Below are 20,413 nucleotides of genomic sequence, written 5' to 3' on the forward strand. Positions count from 1 at the left end.
ATTTGGGCTTGATCGTTCATATTGGGCTTGCCCGGACGGTATGAATAATAGATGGTTTTTGCCCCGTTTCGAAACCGAACCACGAGGTGAAGAGATGAGAATTATTCTGTTATCCGGCGGCTCCGGCCGAAGGCTGTGGCCCTTATCCAACGATTCGAGGTCCAAACAGTTCCTGAAGGTGCTGACGGATCCTAGAGGCAATCCGGAATCGATGATTCAGCGGGTGTGGAGACAGCTGCTGCAGGCCGACCTGCAGACCAATGCCGTCGTGGCGACGAGCCGCGCCCAAGTAGATATTCTGTACAGTCAGATCGGCGCCTCCGTTCCTCTCGTGATCGAACCCGAACGCCGGGATACTTTTCCCGCTGTCGCCCTGTCCGTGGCCTATCTCTCCAGCGTCGAAGGGGTGGGGCGGCACGAGGCGGTCGCCGTTCTTCCGGTCGATTCGCATGTGGAAGACCACTTCTTCTGCAAGGTGATGGAGCTGAGAACGATCGTTCAGAGCGGCAAGGCGGATCTCGCGCTGATCGGGGTCGAGCCGACGCTTCCTTCCTCCAAATACGGCTACATCGTCCCCCAATTCCTCCCCGAGCAAGCGATCGAACCTCACCTTCGAGTCAGTCATTTTCAAGAAAAGCCGTCGGAAGAGCAGGCAACCTGGCTGTTGCTGCAAGGCGCTCTCTGGAACTGCGGGGTGTTCGCCTTCCGGATCGGCTGGATGCTGGACCATATCGAGAGCTTGGGACTGCCGACGGATTACGAGAAGCTGAGGTCGAGCTACGGGCAGCTTCCGAGAATCAGCTTCGATCACCAGGTGGTGGAGAAAACGCGGAACGTCTCGGTTCTCCCGTATGACGGCAGCTGGAAGGATCTTGGAACCTGGAATACGCTGACGGAAGAGATGGATGCCAACCTGATCGGCAAAGGGACGATATCGGCGGACAGCCATAACACGCATCTGATCAACGAGCTGGACATTCCGGTGGCGGTGCTGGGAATCTCGGACGCCGTCGTGGCCGTCAGTCCGGACGGGATTCTTGTCTCCGACAAGGCGGCAAGCCCCCGACTCAAGGAGGTGCTCACGATCGATCAGCGGCCGATGTACGAGGAGTGCCCGTGGGGCTGGTACCGGGTGATCGACTACAACCACTACGACTCCCAATCGGAGATGCTGACGAGGCGAATGAACATTCATCCCGGCAAAAAAATCCCCAAGCACCTCCACAATCGGAGGGAGGAGCTGTGGCTGATCCTCTATGGGGAAGGAGAAGCGGAGCTGGACGGAGACCGGCGGATGGTGAGAGAAGGGGATACGCTGCTGATTCCGCCCGGCACGGAGCATGCCCTGCAGGCGCACACGAGAATGGAAGTGATGGAGATCCAGCGGGGGATGGAGCTAACGGAAGAGGACTACGAGGAGCCGATCGGGGAGGTTTCCTGATCAGGAATGTAAATGGCTAATGGGGACTTAATATGCTCCCTCATACGGTTGATAGGTGAAAAAAACAACCTGTAACTATATGGGGGAGCATCTTCAAGACTAAAAACAAAACTTACAAGCTCTGCTAATGAACCAAAATCCAAAAATGAATAAGAAGATTGACCCTCAAGAAAGTTCGACCCCCTGAAGCTCACTTTGAATCACGTCTGTAGCTTACTTGTCCTGGATAGCATCCACATCTTTATGATACTAAATGTAGACCAATAATTTGACATTTTGATATTTCTTCCCCCCCTGAATTGACAAGTTCATGTAATCAATCCTATTATCGATTAGTAAGACTTTTTAATAAAGGGGATACGTTGTGCTAGTCATCCTGTATATTGCTTTACTCATTATCTACGCTGCCGCAGTCACTAATAGTATACCAGGATTTGCAATTTTTGCAGTTTCAGCGTTGTTCTTTCTTTATGCGTTTAATAAATTCAAAGCGAAATCCAATAAGACTACCGCATTTATGCAGATCATGTGTTTAAGCATCCCGCTATCTTGGAGGAACATTTTTGGTGGTGATTATGGGGATCTGGCGATAACTTGGTTCTATATCTTTGGGCTGTTTCTTTCCATCCATCTACTCGCATTAAGAAAAGAGATTAAGCTTAATAGAGCGAACTTCTCTCTTGTACTTTTGCTTGCATTCGCTGTTGTTTTCTCGGTTATACCACTGTTGTTGACGAATCCAGATTACTTTGATCAAGGTCTGACTCAGTTTATCATACTTACGTTTCATAATATTATCATCTTCTTGGCTGTTCTTAAGGGTAGGAACATTAGCAACATGAATGTATTAGCTGTTGAAAAAAGTTATATTCTAGCAGGCTTGGCAACTAGCATAGGATTGATAATTCAGTACTTTCTATTTCGAGTGGGCATATCAATTGGGGTCATTAAGTTTTATCTAAACCGCCAATCCTTCCACTTTCTGATTTCCGACGTCAGCCATGCATCTCTTTACCTAGCAACAACAGCGTTGTTGTCAATTCAATTAATTGGAAAATCGAAAAAAAATGTGAAGATGTGGATCATCCCAATCATAATATTAATAGGTGCTGCAATAACCTCGGCTAGGACAGGACTTGTTGCATTTTTTATTGTCTATTTGATCTACATATTCGTTGGTCAAAAGGGAATATCTCGGAAAGTAATGTCTCTCGTTATCGGAGTTGTTGCGTTGTTTAGTGCTTACAGCCTATACAAGAATGTGCGACAGCAGTCTAGTATTCGGGACATCCTGTTCGACTCTTCTGATCGTGATAACGGATATGAAGCAGCTTATAATCTATTTCTGCAGAATCCGATATTCGGTCATGGGTTCAGTATCGATTATATATCCAGTGTAATGGGACAACCAATACCTCACCTATCTTTCTTGCAATATTTGGTTCATGGTGGAATTTTCTATACCCTAATTTTGTTCGGAGTTATTTTCGTAGCTTTCCTTTATGCGAAAAAAAGAAAAATGAATGCATCCTGGCTCATTCTCTTAACTGTTCTCGGAACTTGTCTTGTTCCAGACATCTTCTCTACGAGGTACATCACACTATTGATAGTACTTGTGTTTCTTGAGAATGAAACTGCAAATCAGCTAGCAACAAAGAATAGCAATGTTGGAATATCCCTTGCAAATATGGCTAGGCTAAATTTCAGTCCAATAGGTAAAAAAATGGGAGTTAATAGAGGCCAGTGAAAAGTCATTTTACGAAAGAAGGTACTATTTCTCAAGCAGTACCTTCTTTTCTGTATAATGAAAATTTGCGTGAAGTCCATTGTTCCACTCAGATTTAAATTGCATTCAGTTCCTACACGGCTTAATTACGTTGCTGCTTAATTCAATCCACGTTTAAAACTATTCCATGCGGCTATGTATTGTAGCTCTTAATTACTCTAGCAGGAATTCCGCCAACAAGAACAAAATCTTCCCGAATGTCCTTAGTGACCACAGATCCAGCTGCTATAATTACTCCTTTACCAGCAATCTTAACTCCTGGCAATATAATAGCTCCTGCTCCGATCCATGCGCCATCACCGATTTCAACAAGTTGTCCGACATGGTCTTTTTTTACATAATTGTTTATCCAGTCACTTGTATCATACGTCCAGGATATAATTTTGGAGTAGGCTGAAAATGTAACATCGTTACCAATTAAAATTCCCCCACCACCATGAAAGAAAACATGTTCGTTAATTCTACAGTTATTACCTATTTTAATGTTTTCAGGATTTATTATCGTTAAGGGCAACCCAAAAATTTGAAGATTGGACTTCTTTGCGTTGAGTTGTTTTATAAATTTACTCGCTTTTATTCTATGAATTTTTGTACGAATACGAGCAGATATTGATCGTTTTGCTCTACTAAAGAAATTCAATGAACATCCCCCCTGAAAATTTTACTATTTTAATTAATAGTATCGTATGAGAGAAGAAAATTATATAAGTTTGTAAAAAGTAGAGGCCGGCTTTCCCGTTTTAATTGACAATTTTCTTGGACGGCTTGATTTCGAGCTTCCGCCGTTACGGCTCCAATACGCCCCGGAAAAACTCGTTGCGGCTGTGGTTCCGGTATTCTCTGGGCGTGCAGCCCGTTATTTTGCGGAATAAGGCGTGGAAAAACTTCATGTCGGAATACCCGATTCGCTGCGCGATCTGCTGCACGGACAGATTCGTCGTGTTGAGCAGGTCGCAGCTTCGCTGGATCCGGAGATGCTGCACGTATTGGGTGAACGTTTTGCCCGTGGCGGCTTTGAAGTGCTGCTGCAGCTGGCTGACGCTCATGAGATTCTTTTCCGCCAACTCCTTAAGAACCAGCGGTTCATGCAAATGATTATTCACGTAGTGAAGGACGTCCTTCACTTTCTCCATTCCCCGCGCGGCGCGATCCTCTCCCTTGCCGGCAACGTCGGATTGCATGCGGTGCAGAAGAATGAGCACTTGAAGCAGAGTCGTCTTCAGCATCGTGCGGTAGTCCGACAACCGTTGGTGATATTCGAGATAGGCGGAATCGAACAGCTGGGCGAATCGGTTGTGACGGTCCTGGTAATGGTACCAGGGCTTCGACCGGTGCTCCGGGGAGTATAGAATCCGGAACAGCTCGGAGTCGCCGGGGATCCACTGCTTGACCTCCTCGATCGCCTCTAGCTTGAAGATATAGTTGCAAATGACCAGGGGCTCGTTCGAATCCGGGGAGGACGGACGGAACACGTGGGGCGTTCCGACCGGAAGCAGGAACAAATCCTCCTTCTGGACGGGAATGGTCTGATTGCCGATATGGTGAAATCCATGGCCTTGTTCGACCAGGCAGATCTCGATGAAATCGTGCTGATGGTATTTTACCTTGAACGATTCGGTCTCACGGTTTACGAAGATAGGGAAGTCCAGCTCGAAGAAACGTTCTCCGCCCAGAAATTGAATCACCCGATTACGCCTCCGCTTCTTCCGCATTTTGCCCCTATCATACCCTTAAATGATTGGGAATCTCAACAAAAATACGATTTTCCCCTATAAAATTCTCGTTTTCACCCCCTTTTTTGAGTGCTTAATCGCCCTATAATGGGGTTGAATGAAAGCGCTGCCTCAGCGAGATTGGAGCCAGATAGCATGCCGCCAGCGATTGAGAAATTAACGGTCGATTACCGGACCAATCCGATCGGGATCGACAACCCGAAGCCTAGATTCAGCTGGATCTTGACAGACGAAGCAAGGAATCAATATCAAACCGCCTACCAGATCCAGGTCGCGACCGAGCTCGCGAAGCTGAGCGAAGACCGCCCCGATCTGTGGGACAGCGGCCAAGTGCCGTCGGATCAATCGCTGCACGTGATCTACGAGGGCCGGGAGCTCGTATCCGAACAAATCGCTTACTGGAGAGTCCGGGTATGGGACAAACGCGGGACTCCGACGGCTTGGAGCGAGCCCGCTTACTGGTCCATGGGGCTGCTCGGGAGGAACGAGTGGCATGGAGAGTGGATCGGAAGCGGGGTTAGCCCGGAAGAAGAATGGATTCCCGGCCTGTACTTGCGAAGAACGTTCGCTTTGAACCGGCCGGTCCGAAGGGCGACTGTATATGCCTCCGCGTTGGGGCTTTACGAGCTGAGAATCAACGGGCGAAAAGTCGGGAGCGACCGATTCGCGCCGGGGTGGACCGACTACCACACGCGAGTGTTATATCAGGCTTATGACGTCACCGACTTCCTGACGGAGGGTGGGAATGCGGTCGGCGCCATTCTGGGAACGGGCTGGTACGCGGGAACCGTCGGCATGATGGGGAGAGGGGTTTACGGCACCCGGCCTAGACTGCTAGTGCAGCTTCATGTGGAGTACGCGGACGGAACCGGGGAGCGTATCGTCACGGACGGCTCCTGGCGAACGAGCACGGGCGCGATCCTCTATTCCGACATCATCAAAGGGGAGAAGCAAGATACCCGTCTGGAACCGCAGGGTTGGGATTCGGCCGATTTCCAGGATCTCACATGGTATCCGGCGGAAGTATTCGATTACTATGAAGGAACGCTTACCGCTCAGCAAGACCCGCCGATCCTCGTAATGGAATCGCTTACACCCATTGCCGCCCATCGCACCGGTCCGCAAAGCTTCGTATACGATTTCGGCCAGAATATGGCCGGCTGGACGAGGCTTCGCGTTCCGGGAACGGAAGGCCGGACGATCAAAGTCCGCCACGCGGAGATGCTGAACCCGGACGGCACCCTGTATACGGAGAACCTGCGCAAGGCGGTGCAGGAAGACGTCTACGTCCTCCGGGGCGGAGAAGCGTTGTGGCTGGAGCCCCACTTCACCTATCACGGCTTCCGGTATGTCGAGGTGGAAGGGCTCGAGAACGAGCTGCCGCCGGGAGACTTGCTCGCGCAAGCGGCCTACTCGTCCTTGCCGACGACGGGGGATTTCGAAACCTCCGATCCGGCCGTGAACCGGCTGTACCGGAATATCGTGTGGGGACAGAAGGGCAACTTCTTCAGCGTGCCGACCGATTGTCCGCAGCGCGACGAACGACTGGGCTGGACCGGCGACGCTCAAGTGTTCGTCCGCACGGCTTCCTACAACATGAACGTCGCCGCGTTCTTCCGCAAGTACATGCAGGATGTCGTCGACGCCCAGCGGGAAGACGGCGCGTTCCCCGACACGGCGCCGGATGCGAATTGGTCGCACTTCAAGAAAGTATCCAGCGCCAACTGGCATGCCCCCGACAACGCGGGCTGGGGGGACGCCGGGGTCATCATCCCTTGGACGATGTACCTGATGTACGGGGATACGAAGATTCTCGAAGATCATTACGAGGCCATGAGAAAGTGGATCGACTATTGCGAGTCGACTTGCGAAGGTCTCATACGGCCGGGGTACGCGGACCATGCCGATTGGCTATCCGTAGGGGCCGAGACTCCGAAGGACGTGCTCGCCACCTTGTACTTCGCCTACAGCACCCGATTGTTCGTCCGAATAGCCGGCGTTCTCGGAAGGAAGGCCGACGTCCTGGCTTACGAAGAGCTGTTCAAGCGGATTCAGACGGCTTTCGTCGAACGCTTCGTTGCTCGCGACGGGAAGATCGAAGGCGACACCCAATCCCTCTACGCGATGGCCCTCTATTTCGAGGTTTTGCCCGATTTCCTGAAGCCTCAGGCGGTCCGCCGATTGGCCGAGCTCGTTCGGGAGAACGACGGTCACTTGTCCACCGGGTTCCTCGGCGTCGGATGCTTGCTGCCCGCCTTGACGGAGCACGGGGAGACGGAGTTGGCTTATGAGCTGCTGCATCAGAATACGTTCCCTTCCTGGCTCTATTCCGTCCGGCACGGAGCGACGACGATCTGGGAACGATGGGACGGTTGGACGGAGGAGAACGGCTTCCAATCGCCGTCGATGAATTCCTTCAACCACTATTCTCTCGGCTCGGTCGGGGAATGGATGTTCCGGTTCGCGGCGGGACTGGAGCCCGATCCGGAGCGGCCCGCATTCAAGCATATCCGTCTGAAGCCTTGTCCGGGAGGGCGGCTCACTTCCGTTAATGCCCGTTATGAAAGCGGATACGGTCCAATTGAGTCGAACTGGAAGCTGGAGCCTGATGGACAGTTCACGCTTAGCGTGCGGATTCCGCCGAACGCGTACGCGACGGTCACGCTTCCGGCCCCGGCGGTGCGCCTCGAAGACGGCGGCGAGCATCCGCCCGGACGAGAGACGTATCGCATCGGCTCGGGAAGCTATACGTTCATTTGCCGGATGGAAGCCCGGCAGGCGTCGGTTTGAAGCTGACACCGTTCAGCATCAAATAGAGAAACATACATTAGGGAGGTTGTTTGTCATGAGAAAAGAAAGAACGTTAACGGCCCTGCTGCTCGCGGCTCTGTTGTTGGTACTTGCGGCATGTGGCAACGACAAGGAGGCGGAGGGCGGCTCTTCTTCCTCGGCCGATTCCGGCAAGCAGGAGAACGTCGAGCTCCGCATGATGTGGTGGGGATCGCAGTCGCGCCACGATGCGACGCTTAAGGTCATCGAGCTGTTCGAGCAGAAGAACCCCCACGTCAAGATCAACGCGGAATATCTCGGCGCGGACGGCTACTGGGATAAGCTGAACACGCTCGTCGCCGGAGGCAACGCGCCGGACTTGATCCAGCTCGGCAACAACTATCCGGACTATGTCTCCCGCGGCACGCTGCTGGACATTACGCCGTATATCGGCAATCAGATCGATCTTAGCGGCTTCGACGAAGCGATCGCGACGAGCGGCAAGCTGAACGGCTCGCAATACGGTGTCAACCTTGGTTCGAACGCGTTAGGTATCGTTTATAATACCGAATTGATCAAGAAAGCCGGCATGGAGCCTCCTAAGGAAGGCTGGACCTGGGAGGAGATGGAGGCGTACGGCAAGCAGCTGGTGGACAAGCTCGGCAAAGGCTATTACGCGTTCGCCGACCAATCCGCGTTCACCCACTACGTCGGCAATTATGTGCGGGAGAACGGCAAGTCGCTGTTCAACGGGACGGAGATCGGCTTTGACGAATCGATCGCGAAATCCTGGTTCGAGATGTGGGACCGCTTCCGTAAGGAAGGTATCATTCCTCCGGCGGAGAAGGCGGCGGCCTATCTCGAGATCGCGCCGGACAACTCGATGCTGGTGGAAGGCAAAATCGCCATGTCGATCATCTGGTCGAACCAGTTCGTCGCCTTCCAGAACGCCATGCAGGACGAGCTCAAGATCGTCCCTCTGCCGGGCGGCGGCAGCCAGAAGGGCATGTGGATTCAGCCCAGCCAGTTCCTGGCGATCGGCAAAGACTCGAAGCACCCGGAAGAAGCCGCCCAGTTCATCGACTTCTTCGTGAACGATCCGGAAGCGACCGCCATTCTCGGCAGCGACCGCGGCATACCGGGCAACAAGTCCGTCCGGGAAGTATTGAAGGCGAACGCCGACCCCGTTCTCCTGAAGACGTACGAATATATGGACGTTGCGGTCAACTATGCCCGCGAGATGGACCAGGAGATGCCGAACATCGCCGATTGGGACGCGGCGCTCCGCAACGCGGCGCAGAAGGTGGCCTTCGGCAAGTCGACTTACGACGAAGCGGCGGCAGAGACGGTCAAGGCGGCTCAGGATGCCGTTAAGAAATCGCAAAAATAAGGGATTCCGGGGAGGAACCGCATTTGAATCAAGCTGCCAAACCGAATCGTATGCGAAATTACTTCATAGGGCTCTGGAAGAAAAATGCGGTTCCGTACCTCTTTCTTCTTCCATGGTTCCTGGGCCTCTTCGTATTGACGCTCGGGCCGATGATCAGTTCGCTTTATCTGTCGTTCACCGATTACGACCTGCTGTCGCCGGCCCGGTGGGCCGGAACGGCCAACTACGAGAAAATGCTGAACGAAGACGCGCGCTACGCGCAGTCGTTGAAAGTGACGCTGACGTACGTGTTCGTCTCGGTTCCCCTGAAGCTCGCGTTCGCGCTGGCCGTCGCCATGCTGCTGAACAAAGGGCTGCGGGCGCTCCATATTTACCGGACTCTTTATTACATTCCGACCTTGCTGGGCGGAAGCGTGGCCATCGCCGTCATGTGGCGCCAGATGTTCGGAGCGGACGGCCTGTTGAACGGCTTTCTGTACAGCGCGTTCGGGATCGAAGCCCCCGACTGGGTTTCGAATCCGAAGTACGCTTTATACTCGATTATCGCGTTGACCGTCTGGCAGTTCGGCTCCTCCATGATCATTTTCCTGGCGGGGCTTAAGCAGATCCCTCCGGAGCTGTACGAGGCGGCCGAAGTCGACGGAGCGGGCAAGGCTCGCCGATTCCTAAGCATTACGTTCCCGATGCTCTCGCCGGTCATGTTCTTTAACCTGGTCATTCAGCTGATCGGTTCGTTCCAGGCGTTCACGCAAGCGTTCATTATCAGCCGGGGCACCGGCGGCCCGATCGATTCGACGCTGTTCTATACGCTGTATTTGTATCAGAAAGGCTTCTCCCAATTCGAGATGGGCTATGCTTCGGCGATGGCGTGGGTGCTCTTGATCATCATCGGATTCTTTACCGCGATCGTGTTCGGCACGTCTAGATATTGGGTGCATTACGGGGACGGGGGGAGATCGTAATGAACGTTTATTCCCGCCGAACGGCTTGGCTCGTCCACGCGTTCATCCTGGCGCTCGGGCTGCTCATGCTGTATCCGATCCTGTGGCTCATCTCCAGCTCCTTCAAGCCCGACTCCCTGATCTTCTCGGATTTGCGGCTGTGGCCGGCGGAAGTGACGCTGGACAACTATGTGACCGGCTGGTCCGGGCTTTCGAAGGTGACCTTCGGGCGTTATCTCTTGAATTCGATCGTGTTGTGCCTGCTCACCGTTGTCGGCAACGTGGCCTCCTGTTCGATGGCGGCCTACGCGTTCGGGCGACTGAACTTTTCGTTGAAAAAGGTCTGGTTCGCGCTCATGATGGTCACCATCATGCTTCCGCACCACGTCACGATCATTCCGCAGTACATCCTGTTTCACAAGCTGGACTGGATCGATACGCTTGGCCCGCTTACGTTGCCGAAGCTTCTGGCCACGGACGCGTTCTTCATTTTCCTGATGATCCAATTCATCCGCGGGTTGCCGAGGGAGCTGGACGAATCGGCGACGATCGACGGCTGCGGTCCGATCCAGATTTACTGGAGGATGATCCTTCCGCTCGCCCTGCCCGCGCTCATCACGACGGCGATCTTCACGTTCATCTGGACGTGGGACGACTTCTTCAGCCAGCTTCTGTATTTGAACTCGCCGGGCAAGTATACGGTTCCGCTGGGGCTTAGGCTCTTCCTGGATTCGTCGAGCCAGTCCAATTGGGGGCCGATGCTGGCGATGTCGGTCGTGTCCCTGGTTCCGAGCCTGATTATTTTCTTCTCGCTGCAAAAATATTTCGTCGAGGGAATCTCGACGACCGGTATCAAAGGTTAAAGGAAGGTGGAACCCATCATGACCCAATCATCCAGCGAACGGGTGGAGAAATGGAGCGTATTCGAGCTTGCGCTCCGCGGCCCGAGCGACGGCAATCCGTACCGGGACTATCCGCTCAAGGCCGTATTCCGATACGGCGGCCGGGAGGTAACCGTCGACGGATTCTACGATGGAGAGGGAACGTACCGCGTCCGCTTCATGCCGGACCGGGAAGGCGTCTGGTCGTACCATACGGCGAGCCCGGCCGAACAGCTCGACGGGGTGGCCGGAAGCTTCGAATGCGCGCCGGCATCCGAGGGCAACCGCGGTCCGGTGAGGGTGCGGGACGCCTACCACTTCGCCCACGAGGACGGAACGCCGTACCATCCGTTCGGAACGACCTGTTATGCCTGGATCCACCTGGATGAAGGCATGCAGGAAGAGACGCTGCGGACGCTCGCGGGCAAGCGGTTCAACAAGCTTCGGATGTGCGTGTTCCCGAAGCATTACGCGTTCAACTCGGCGGATCCGGACAGCTACCCGTTCGCCGAGCGGGCGGACGGCGGCTTCGACTTCGACAGGTTCGATCCGCGGTTCTTCGCGAAGCTGGAGCGCCGGATTCTCGAACTGCAGAAGCTGGGGATCGAGACGGACCTGATTCTGTTCCATCCCTACGACAACGGGCGGTGGGGCTTCGACCGGATGAGCGCGGATACCGACGAATTCTACCTGCGTTACCTGATCGCCCGGATCGCTTCCATTCGCAGCGTATGGTGGTCTCTGGCCAACGAGTACGACTTCATGGAGGAGAAAACGACGGCCGATTGGGACCGCCTGTTCCGGGTCGTCCAGGAAGCGGATCCGTACGGCCATCTCCGTTCGATCCATAACGGCACCCGGATGTACGACCACGGCAGCGTTCGGTTCTACGACCACGCGAAGCCCTGGGTCACCCATCTGAGCGTCCAGCATTGGGACGTGACGCTTCCGCCGATCTGGCACCGGCAGTACCGTAAACCGATCGTGATCGACGAATGCTGCTATGAAGGCAACCTTCCCCAGCGGTGGGGCAACATTACGGCGGAGGAAATGACGAGGCGGTTCTGGGATTCGGCGGCAAGAGGGGCGTATTGCACGCACGGGGAAACGTATGCCGATCCGAAGGACGACATCTGGTGGGCCAAGGGCGGCAAGCTGCACGGGCAGAGCCCGGAGCGGATCGCCTTCCTGCGGGACATTCTCGAAGACGCACCCGCGGGCATCGAGCCGATCCCCGAGATCTACGATGTTCCGACGATCGGGGTGGAGGGCGAGTATTACCTGCAGTATTTCGGCATCCACCGCCCCTGCTGGCGGGAAATCCCGCTGCCGGAAGACGCGGCGTATAAAGCGGAAATCATCGATACTTGGGAGATGACGATTCGCGAGGTGGAGGGTACGCTCTCCGGCCCCAGCCGGCTGGAGCTTCCGGACAAGGTGTACCAAGCCGTCCGGATTCGCAAGCTCGCTGAATCGTAAGCGGAAGGCGCGCAAAAAGGACCTCGAATTCCACTAGGCCGTGGAGTTCGAGGTCCTTCGCAATCGTTCCCGTCATTTCAACCAGTGAGCGCACATCGGAGGCTTCCCGGCCAATTCGTCCATCATATTGACCACGAGCAGGTTCCAGTTCAGGAACCCTCCGTTCATCACGGGTTCGCCCGTGCCGGGGACGTAATATTCGTGAAGAACGCCGGTCCGCTCCAGATCCTGTCCGAGCAGAAGCACGGTTTTCTCGCACAGCTCCCGAGCCTCTTCACGGTACCCGTAATTCATCAAGCCGCGGAACACGACGTAGCTGGCGACGATCCAGATCGGCCCGAGCCAGTTCGACGGATTGTTCGTCGCTCTGCAGTCGAACATTTTCTCGTCCTGGGCCAGGGTCGTCACCCCGTACGGGCTGTTGAACGTGTTTTTGTCCGCGTAATGGTCGTCCGCCAAATGGGCTGCCTGGGAGTCGTTGCCCACGCCAGCCCATAACGGAATGAAGCCGGTCCACGCCCGGATCTTGATCGGCAGCGTCTTCCAGAAGACGCCCAGGCCCCGGTGGAACCAGTCGAAGTGCCGGGTCTTGATGTCCACGTCCACGGAATAGAAGAACTTGTCCCTCGGGTCCCAGCACTCGGCCTGAATGGCCTGCGTCAGCGAGTCCGCCTTAGCCGAGTAGTGCTCCGCCCGGTCCGGCTTGCCGAGCCGCCCGGCGATTTCGGCCATCGCTTTCAGCTCGGAGACCATAAACGCGTTCAGGAACACGTTGGCTGTCGAATACTTGGGGCGGCCGAACGTGGCCGGGTCGTTATCCATCCCGATCATGATGTCGTCGGCCCACACGTACAATCCGCAATTCTCGTTGTAATATCCGCTGTCGTAGCATTCGAAGTACTTTTCCAGCTTCGGGTAGTCGTCCCGCATCCATTCGTAATCGCCGCCGAAGCCGCCGATAAGCGCGATTTGCTGGCACAAGAAAGGCTTGTGCATGTTGGTGACGAAGCCTTCCCTGCGCTTATGGATCAAATAAGGCTCCGGAAGACCGGCGTGCTGGTCCAGGGTGGCGACCATCATCGGGATATACCCGTCCTCCATCTGGTAATCCAAGAAGTTCCGTACGTTGCCCTTCGCATGAAGCAGATAACGGGAACGGCGTTCTTCGTCGCCGGAACCGTCCGCGAGATTGAACAGAGCATACACCGCCCAGAACGAATCCCAATCCCACAAATTCCCGGCGTACTGGGAGCCCGGATCGACGAACGGATGCTTCAAATAATGGACGGGCACCTTTAGCGTCGTATCCGCGTTCTCTTGGATATACTTTCGCAGCAAGTTTTCATAGTATTGAAGATTTTGACTCATTTTTGCCCTTGTCTCCCCTTCGTTTCCGCAAGTAGGCGTACTGCAAGCTGAATATACCGCAGGTTCACTTTGATTATATAGGACCGGCGTTCCGGATTCGGGGGGCAAAGCGACAGAGTATATAGGGGGATCGCGTTCCCGCGAGACTCCTTTTTGAGCCATTATTTTATCTTAATCTATTTCTAATGTAACTTTTTGAGGTTTTCGGAGTCTTAAATAATAGGGAATTTGGTAGAAGAGGTAGACCCAAGTCCCCAAACAAATCCTTACCAGCATGGGAGAACTCGAATGTCTCGTAAATTTCATATGATAAGCTTCTGCAGAAAATGTCTAGTCCCCGTTGTAGCAGGTACTTTGGTGTTCGCTTCGATCGGCGGGATCGGGATTCCGTTCGCCACGCCCCCGGCGGCTATCGCCGCAACGACTTCCGCTACTTACAAGCTCGTACAGACGGCCGAGACGATGGTGACGGCCGGCGCGAAGCAAGTGGATTACCAATGGGTTTCCTCGAACGCTTCGGAGACGACTCAGATCGTGCACGTTCTTCAGATCGACCTGACCAACCCCTACGTTCAACTGAATGCCATGTCGGGCAAAGCCTCCACCGTGACGACGAAGCAATCGACCGGCGGAATGGCGAAGGAGACGGGCGCGGTCGCCGGCATCAACGGCGACGTGTTCAACACGTCTTCCAGCAGCGAAGGCACCGCGTTCGGCGCCGTGATCCAGTCGGGCGAGCTGCTCACGAGCACCTCGCAGCTGGAAGGCATGTACGCGTTCGCCGTCACGAAGGACCGGCAGCCGATGATCGATCTGTTCACCTTTACCGGAATGGCGACGGCGGAGGACGGAACCTCGTTCGCCCTGTCGGGAATCAACAAGAGCTCCTACAGGACGGAGCCGGACAACGGCTACAGCCACGTTAACAAGCTTTATATTTACACCGATAACTGGACGGCCTCGCAGCGCCCGATGAACAGCGGGACGACGCCGACGGAAGCCTTGGTCGTGGACGGAGTCGTGACCGAGATCGCGGTCGACTCGCAGATCGCGACGGCGATTCCGGCTAACGGCTATATTCTTCGTGGCCATAAGGAAGCGGCGGACTTCATCAAGAACCACCTTGCCATCGGCCAGAGGGTCGATTCCACCTATCAGCTCGTCTCTCAAACGTCCGGGGCTTCGTACGATCCGACCTCGTTCCAGATGATGGTGGGCGGTCATACGATCCTGGTGAACAATGGGGCGGCGGCGTCCTTCTCGCGGGACATCAGCGGGCTGAGCGGCTCGAACGATCGCGCCCGCACGGCGGTCGGCTACTCGCAGGACGGCAAGACGGTCTATCTGATCACGGTCGAAGAGAGCGGCGACCGCAAGGGCGTGACGCTGAAGGAGCTTCAGCAGATCATGCTTAAGCTCGGCGTCTACAAGGGCGTCAACATGGACGGCGGCGGGTCCACGACGATGGTGACGCGTCCTCTCGGCGAGACGGCGGTGACGCTTACCCATCCGACTTCGTCCGGAACCTACCAGCGTCTCGTCGCGAACGGAATCGGCGTTTACACGACCGCTCCGCATGGCTCGATCAAAGGCATCGTGGCCAGCGGACCTTCGACCCTGTTCATCGGTCAACAAGCGACCTACTCTCTTAAGGCTTACGATACTTACTATAACCCGATAGACGCGGGCACTCTTGCTCCAACCTGGAGCGCCAACTCGGGAGCCGGGACTTTCCAGAACGGAGTCTTCACGGCGACGAAGACGGGAACGGCTAAGCTTACGGTTAAGGCCGGAAGCGCGACGAATACCGTGGACATCGAGGTCGTCGGAGGGGATCAGCTGAGCCAGCTGTCCGTCTCCCCGAGCACGACGCTGCTTCAAGTCGGGCAGACCATCTCCGTTCCGGTTACCGCCAAGCTTAAGGACGGGCGCGAGCTGAGCGTTCCGGCCTCCTCGGTCAAGTGGGAGTTCAAGGGCTTCACGGCGGACGTCTCCGGCGGACAATTGGTCGTGAAGTCGGTGAACGAGAACGCGACGAACGCGTACGCGATCGCCCGTTACGACGGCTTCTCGACGATGATCGTCCTGGCGGCGGGCTCCGAGAAGAAGCTGGAAGACTTCGAGAACGCGGGGTACGCGGTCAGCTTCACGGCTTCTCCGGCCGAAACGGCGGGGAACGCCGCAATCGCAAGCGGCGTGGCGGGGCGCGAGTCCTCGAAGGTCCTGCAGCTCGACTACGATTTTACGCTGGGAAGCGGGGATCGCCGGGCCTACGCGGTTCTGGGCTCCGGGCTTGCGCTGAACGGCAGCCCGAGCGCTCTGACGCTTGACGTCATGGGCGACAACAGCAACAGCTGGCTTCGCGCGGAGGTCAAGAATTCGGACGGCACCCTCTCCTACCTGGACATCGCCAAGCAAACGAACTGGACGGGCTGGAAGTCGGTGCGCGTCGACATGACGGAAGCGGGAATCAAGTATCCCGCGACCCTGACGAAAGTGTACGTCGTGAATCTGGCTCAGGATCAGGACGAACGGGCGACGACGGGAACGGTTGCTTTCGACAATCTGTCCCTGCAGTATCCGCCGACCTCTACTGTTCCTAGCAGCAAGACCGTCGTCCTAAAAGTAGGAAGCAAGGAAGCGACGATCGGCGGAAGCAAGGTAGCGCTCGATACCGCTCCTTATATCCAGGATAATACGACTTACGTCCCACTTCGCTTTATCTCGGAAGCTCTCGGCGGGCAAGCGGATTGGGAGAAGACGCTTAAGAGAGTGACCGTTCTGAGAGGCTCGAAGATGATAGAGCTCTGGCCGGACAGCTCCGATATGATCGCGTCGGGCGTTCGCGTAACGGCTCCGGCAGCTCCGATGGTGAAGAACGGCCGCGTGCTCGTTCCGCTGCGGGTCGTCTCCGAACAATTAGGTCTCACGGTCGTCTGGGAGCAGGCCAAGAAATCCATTACAATTTATTAATGTTACTTTAACTATCACGCCCCCGGATACAATACGGACCTAAATGTGTTATGATGGAAATAAGACCTCGATTCCGAGGGATTGTTCCGCGGACGGGGGATTGGAACGGGACTAAGCGGCGCCTGAGACACGAGTGCGCGAGGAACCGAGCATAAAGAGGGGAATCGAACACGTGGAGTATCGCGTAGAGCAGATTGATCGTGTCATTCAGAATGCCGTGAAGGTCATGGAAGACAGCAAGATGCAAGTTTTCGAGATATGCGAATCGGCACGCCGCGAGCTGGAGTCTCTCAGCCAGGAACTGGAGAAGGTTCTCCAGGAGACGGGGGAGACGATCGAACGCGTAGACCGGCTGGAGCGGGACTACCGTCTTGCGAGAATCCGGCTTACGGAAGTAAGCCGGGATTTCGTACGGTATACCGAGAAGGACATCAAGGCCGCCTACGAGAAAGCGACGATCATCCAGCTCGATCTTATGGTGTACCGGGAGAAAGAAGGCTATCTCAAAGCTCGACGCGACGAGTTGCAAGGGCGCGCCCGGAACGTCGAGAGATCTATCGAGAGGGCGGAGTCGATCGGCTCCCAGATGAATGTCGTTCTGGATTACCTCTCGGGCGATCTGACCCAAGTAACGAGAATTCTGGAATCTACCAAGAACCGGCAGATGATTGGCCTCAAGATCATTCTCGCGCAGGAAGAAGAGAGGAAGCGGATCGCTAGGGAGATTCACGACGGCCCGGCGCAATCGCTCGCCAATCTGATTCTTCGCACGGAGATCGCGGAGCGCATGCTGGGGACGCAGGAATTGGAGGTTGTTCGCAGCGAACTAATAGACCTGAAGACTCAGATTCGCCAGGATCTTGGAGAGATCCGCAAGGTGATCTTCAATCTTCGGCCGATGGCGCTGGACGATCTGGGCTTGGTGCCGACGCTTCGCAAGTTCGTTCAGGACTTCGAAGAACGCACGACGATCCATGCCAAGTTCGAAGTGTCCGGCAAGGAGAAGAGAATGTCGTCGGCCCTGGAAGCGGCGATGTTCCGACTCGTGCAGGAAGCGTTCCAGAACGCGCACAAGCATGCGCAGCCGACCTACGTGTCGCTGGACATCGCCTTCGGGGAAACGATGATCGATCTGGTCATCCGGGACAACGGGAAGGGCTTCCCGGCCCATTCGATCGAGTCCAACGCGAGGGAGCATGCCAAGTACGGCCTGATCGGGATGAAGGAACGGGTGGATCTTCTGCAAGGAACGATCGAATTCGAATCGGCAGTCGGTCGAGGCACGACCATCACCATTCAAGTACCGATTAACGCAGAGCCGCGAAAGGAGTTGGGACATTATGGAGAACAAAGTACCGAATCGTAAGATCAAAGTGCTTCTGGCCGACGATCATCAGCTCTTCCGCGAGGGGCTTAAGAGAATTCTGAATATGGAGTCCGACTTGGAGGTTATCGGCGAGTGCGGCGACGGCATTCAAGTTCTCGAATTTTGTAACCGCATCAAGCCGGACGTCGTCCTCCTCGACATCAACATGCCGACGGAGAACGGGGTCATCGCCACCGAGCGCCTTCGCGATATTTTCCCGGAGATCAAGGTCATCATCCTCTCCATTCACGACGATGAGAGCTACGTGTTCGAGACTCTCCGCAAGGGCGCTTCGGGCTACCTGCTTAAGGATATGGAAGCGGAGGCGCTCATTAACGCGATCCGCACCGTCGCGCTGGGACAAGCGTACATCCATCCGAAGGTGACGGGCAAGCTGATCAACCAGCTTCGCCGAATGACTTACCTCGACGAGATCGGAGCCGCTTCCGGCGCCGCCGCGAGCCGCGAGACCGTGACGAAGCTGATCCCGAACGGCAACAACCCGCTGACCCGCCGCGAGGCTGAAGTGCTACGCCTGATGGCGGAAGGCAAGAGCAACAAGACGATCGGCGAGAACCTCTTCATCAGCGAGAAGACCGTCAAGAACCACGTCAGCAGCATTCTGCAGAAGATGGAAGTCGACGACCGTACCCAAGCCGTCATCAACTCGATCAAGAACGGTTGGGTCGTCCTGTAGGATAAACTTTAGAGCAAAACATACATATCAGGCAGCAGCAACGGCCCCCTGGCGATTGATCGCCGGGGGGCCGTTTGGCTAGCGGGAAGGAATGGGGGCTGAGCGCTGCAAATGCTCACCGCGGGTTAAGGTCGCTTCTCCCGCTCGCTCAGGTTCGCATGTTGCGCTAGTGTTGCTAGGCTGCTTTTCCCGTTGGCTCAGGTTTGCATGTTGCGCTTGCTTGCTAGGTCGCTTCTCCCGTTGGCTCAGGTTCGTATGTTGTGCTTATTTGCTAGGTAGCTTCTCCCATTGGCTCAGGCCCAGCAAAAGCATAAGCCAGACGGTGGTCCGCTTATGTCGCCTCTCCCATTGGCTCAGGTTCCTTATCCCCAGCACAGAGAACGGCGTGTGACAATGGTCAACCCTCGTCATTCGCGGACAGGCAGATACCGGAACGAACGCCCGAACCTCGGCATATATTGTCACACGAGGTCAAAGGGATGTCTCCAAGGCAAAGGAGCGGAAAAGAGGGCAGCAGCTGCCACCTTCCCGGACCGAAAGCCGATGGGCGACGTCGGACCGGATAAAAGCACGACGGAGGAGGTGCTCCCATGCTGGCTGGGCTGTGCGGGATACTCGTCGTTTACGCTCTTGGCGTTCTTTTTGTCCATTGGCTGGCGCGACGCCGACATCTGGGCGACGATCGGCATTACGTGCTCGTTGCGGGCAACCACGAGAAACAGATCGAATGGTATATGAGATCTCTCATGAGCTTTTCCCGGAGGACGGGAATGGGGCTTCATATAACGGTTGTGCTAGAAGATTCGAAGGACGACACGGCGGCAATCGTCCAAAAATTCGCCAAAGACGACAGAGGAATCGAGTGGCGCTACGACCAAACCTGGAAAGCGGATCAGGCGCTCGTCTGGATCGACCTGGCCCGGGAAGAGGACGTGGCTCGGCTTCCGCTCTAAGCGATCGGCCGTGGGCGAGGTGAGGGATTGCTTTCGCGTGTCGGGGAGTTTATACTGGAAGCATATGTTGGAAGTGCGGGCGAAGCACGCTCGAGCACTGTCGCGAGACAGTCTCGGGCGTGTTTTTTTGCGTCCTGAGCGAAGGGGAGAGGCGGTATAGCGATTCTTCGATGGGAATGGGCGTTGGGGGAATGGCGCATCGTCGATCGGGAATGGGCGTTACGGGAACGGTGCATTACCGAATGGGAATGGGCGTCGCAGGAAGAGTGAAACATCGATGGGGAAAAGGTGGTTGCGGAATGAGCGGATCGTCGATGTCCGAATATGGGGCCGATGGAGGGGAAGAGGAATGAGAGCGGTCGTTTACGCGAGGGAGCATGAGGGTGGAGCTATAGAAGCTCGATGGTCGGTTGACTGGGAGTCGCATGAGTGGACAGAAGAGCGGATAGGAGGCGGCAAAACCGTCTGCTGGCTGTCGGAGCCTCTACCGCTCGGGATAGCGGAGGAAAGCTGCCGGCTGTTTAATCTTGAACGGAACCGGCATTGGACGCGGGATCAGCTTGCGCAGTCGCTGAAGGAAGCGTCGGAGACAGCTTGGGAGGCCGCGGGCGAGAAGGGGATTCGGACTAAAGTCGT

15 protein-coding genes are annotated in these 20,413 nt (G+C 55.5%); 12 read left to right on the top strand and 3 right to left on the bottom strand.

Translation table 11 applies throughout. The annotated features are described in order from the left end of the window. Positions 1–94: 94 nt before the first annotated feature. Together H7B67_RS28900 and H7B67_RS31385 are read left to right on the top strand one after the other, a co-directional pair. The gene (locus tag H7B67_RS28900; RefSeq protein ID WP_185123372.1) at positions 95–1,441 is read left to right on the top strand and encodes a sugar phosphate nucleotidyltransferase; all 1,347 of its coding nucleotides are present in this window, start codon (positions 95–97) and stop codon (positions 1,439–1,441) included. 364 nt (positions 1,442–1,805) lie between these two features. Further along, positions 1,806–3,188: an O-antigen ligase family protein gene (locus H7B67_RS31385; protein ID WP_185123373.1), complete on the top strand. Its 1,383-nt coding sequence runs from the start codon at positions 1,806–1,808 to the stop codon at positions 3,186–3,188. 172 nt (positions 3,189–3,360) lie between these two features. Here H7B67_RS31385 and H7B67_RS28910 read toward each other — a convergent pair whose 3' ends face one another. Both H7B67_RS28910 and H7B67_RS28915 read right to left on the bottom strand, forming a co-directional pair. Further along, on the bottom strand, positions 3,361–3,867 hold the full coding sequence (locus H7B67_RS28910) for an acyltransferase (RefSeq protein ID WP_185123374.1): 507 nt from the start codon (positions 3,865–3,867) through the stop codon (positions 3,361–3,363). Positions 3,868–4,012: 145 nt separating this feature from the next. Beyond that, complete coding sequence (locus H7B67_RS28915) at positions 4,013–4,912, bottom strand: helix-turn-helix domain-containing protein (RefSeq protein WP_185123375.1); 900 nt, start codon at positions 4,910–4,912, stop codon at positions 4,013–4,015. Between the two features lie 183 nt (positions 4,913–5,095). Between H7B67_RS28915 and H7B67_RS28920 the strand changes: the two genes are divergently transcribed. The 5 genes from H7B67_RS28920 to H7B67_RS28940 are packed head-to-tail and all read left to right on the top strand — an operon-like array spanning position 5,096 to position 12,420. Further along, positions 5,096–7,750, top strand: coding sequence for a glycoside hydrolase family 78 protein (locus H7B67_RS28920; protein WP_185123376.1), 2,655 nt, complete (start codon positions 5,096–5,098; stop codon positions 7,748–7,750). A gap of 55 nt (positions 7,751–7,805) precedes the next feature. Continuing rightward, complete coding sequence (locus H7B67_RS28925) at positions 7,806–9,119, top strand: ABC transporter substrate-binding protein (RefSeq protein ID WP_185123377.1); 1,314 nt, start codon at positions 7,806–7,808, stop codon at positions 9,117–9,119. 50 nt (positions 9,120–9,169) lie between these two features. Next, complete coding sequence (locus tag H7B67_RS28930; protein ID WP_185123391.1) at positions 9,170–10,081, top strand: carbohydrate ABC transporter permease; 912 nt, start codon at positions 9,170–9,172, stop codon at positions 10,079–10,081. Beyond that, the gene (locus H7B67_RS28935) at positions 10,081–10,923 is read left to right on the top strand and encodes a carbohydrate ABC transporter permease (RefSeq protein WP_185123378.1); all 843 of its coding nucleotides are present in this window, start codon (positions 10,081–10,083) and stop codon (positions 10,921–10,923) included. The genes H7B67_RS28930 and H7B67_RS28935 overlap by 1 nt, the downstream gene beginning before the upstream one ends. Before the next feature lie 18 nt (positions 10,924–10,941). After that, positions 10,942–12,420: a DUF5605 domain-containing protein gene (locus H7B67_RS28940; RefSeq protein ID WP_185123379.1), complete on the top strand. Its 1,479-nt coding sequence runs from the start codon at positions 10,942–10,944 to the stop codon at positions 12,418–12,420. A gap of 72 nt (positions 12,421–12,492) precedes the next feature. Here the strand turns inward: H7B67_RS28940 and H7B67_RS28945 are convergent, their stop codons facing one another. Further along, complete coding sequence (locus tag H7B67_RS28945; RefSeq protein ID WP_185123380.1) at positions 12,493–13,788, bottom strand: MGH1-like glycoside hydrolase domain-containing protein; 1,296 nt, start codon at positions 13,786–13,788, stop codon at positions 12,493–12,495. 357 nt (positions 13,789–14,145) lie between these two features. Between H7B67_RS28945 and H7B67_RS28950 the strand changes: the two genes are divergently transcribed. From H7B67_RS28950 to H7B67_RS28970, 5 genes are all read left to right on the top strand, one after another. Further along, a complete protein-coding gene (locus H7B67_RS28950) occupies positions 14,146–16,761 on the top strand; it encodes a stalk domain-containing protein (RefSeq protein WP_342592344.1) in 2,616 nt (871 codons plus the stop codon). Between the two features lie 172 nt (positions 16,762–16,933). Further along, positions 16,934–18,127, top strand: coding sequence for a histidine kinase (locus H7B67_RS28955; protein ID WP_185123381.1), 1,194 nt, complete (start codon positions 16,934–16,936; stop codon positions 18,125–18,127). Then, positions 18,102–18,824 (top strand): response regulator, encoded by a 723-nt coding sequence (locus H7B67_RS28960; RefSeq protein ID WP_185123382.1) that lies wholly within the window; start codon positions 18,102–18,104, stop codon positions 18,822–18,824. Before H7B67_RS28955 ends, H7B67_RS28960 begins: the two co-directional genes overlap by 26 nt. A 590-nt stretch (positions 18,825–19,414) precedes the next feature. Next, positions 19,415–19,777, top strand: coding sequence for a glycosyltransferase family 2 protein (locus tag H7B67_RS28965; RefSeq protein WP_185123383.1), 363 nt, complete (start codon positions 19,415–19,417; stop codon positions 19,775–19,777). A gap of 349 nt (positions 19,778–20,126) precedes the next feature. Beyond that, positions 20,127–20,413: hypothetical protein (locus tag H7B67_RS28970; RefSeq protein ID WP_185123384.1), on the top strand; the 287-nt coding region annotated here is incomplete at its 3' end.

This window comes from Cohnella thailandensis, from assembly GCF_014212135.1.
GTDB classification, from domain to species: domain Bacteria; phylum Bacillota; class Bacilli; order Paenibacillales; family Paenibacillaceae; genus Cohnella; species Cohnella thailandensis.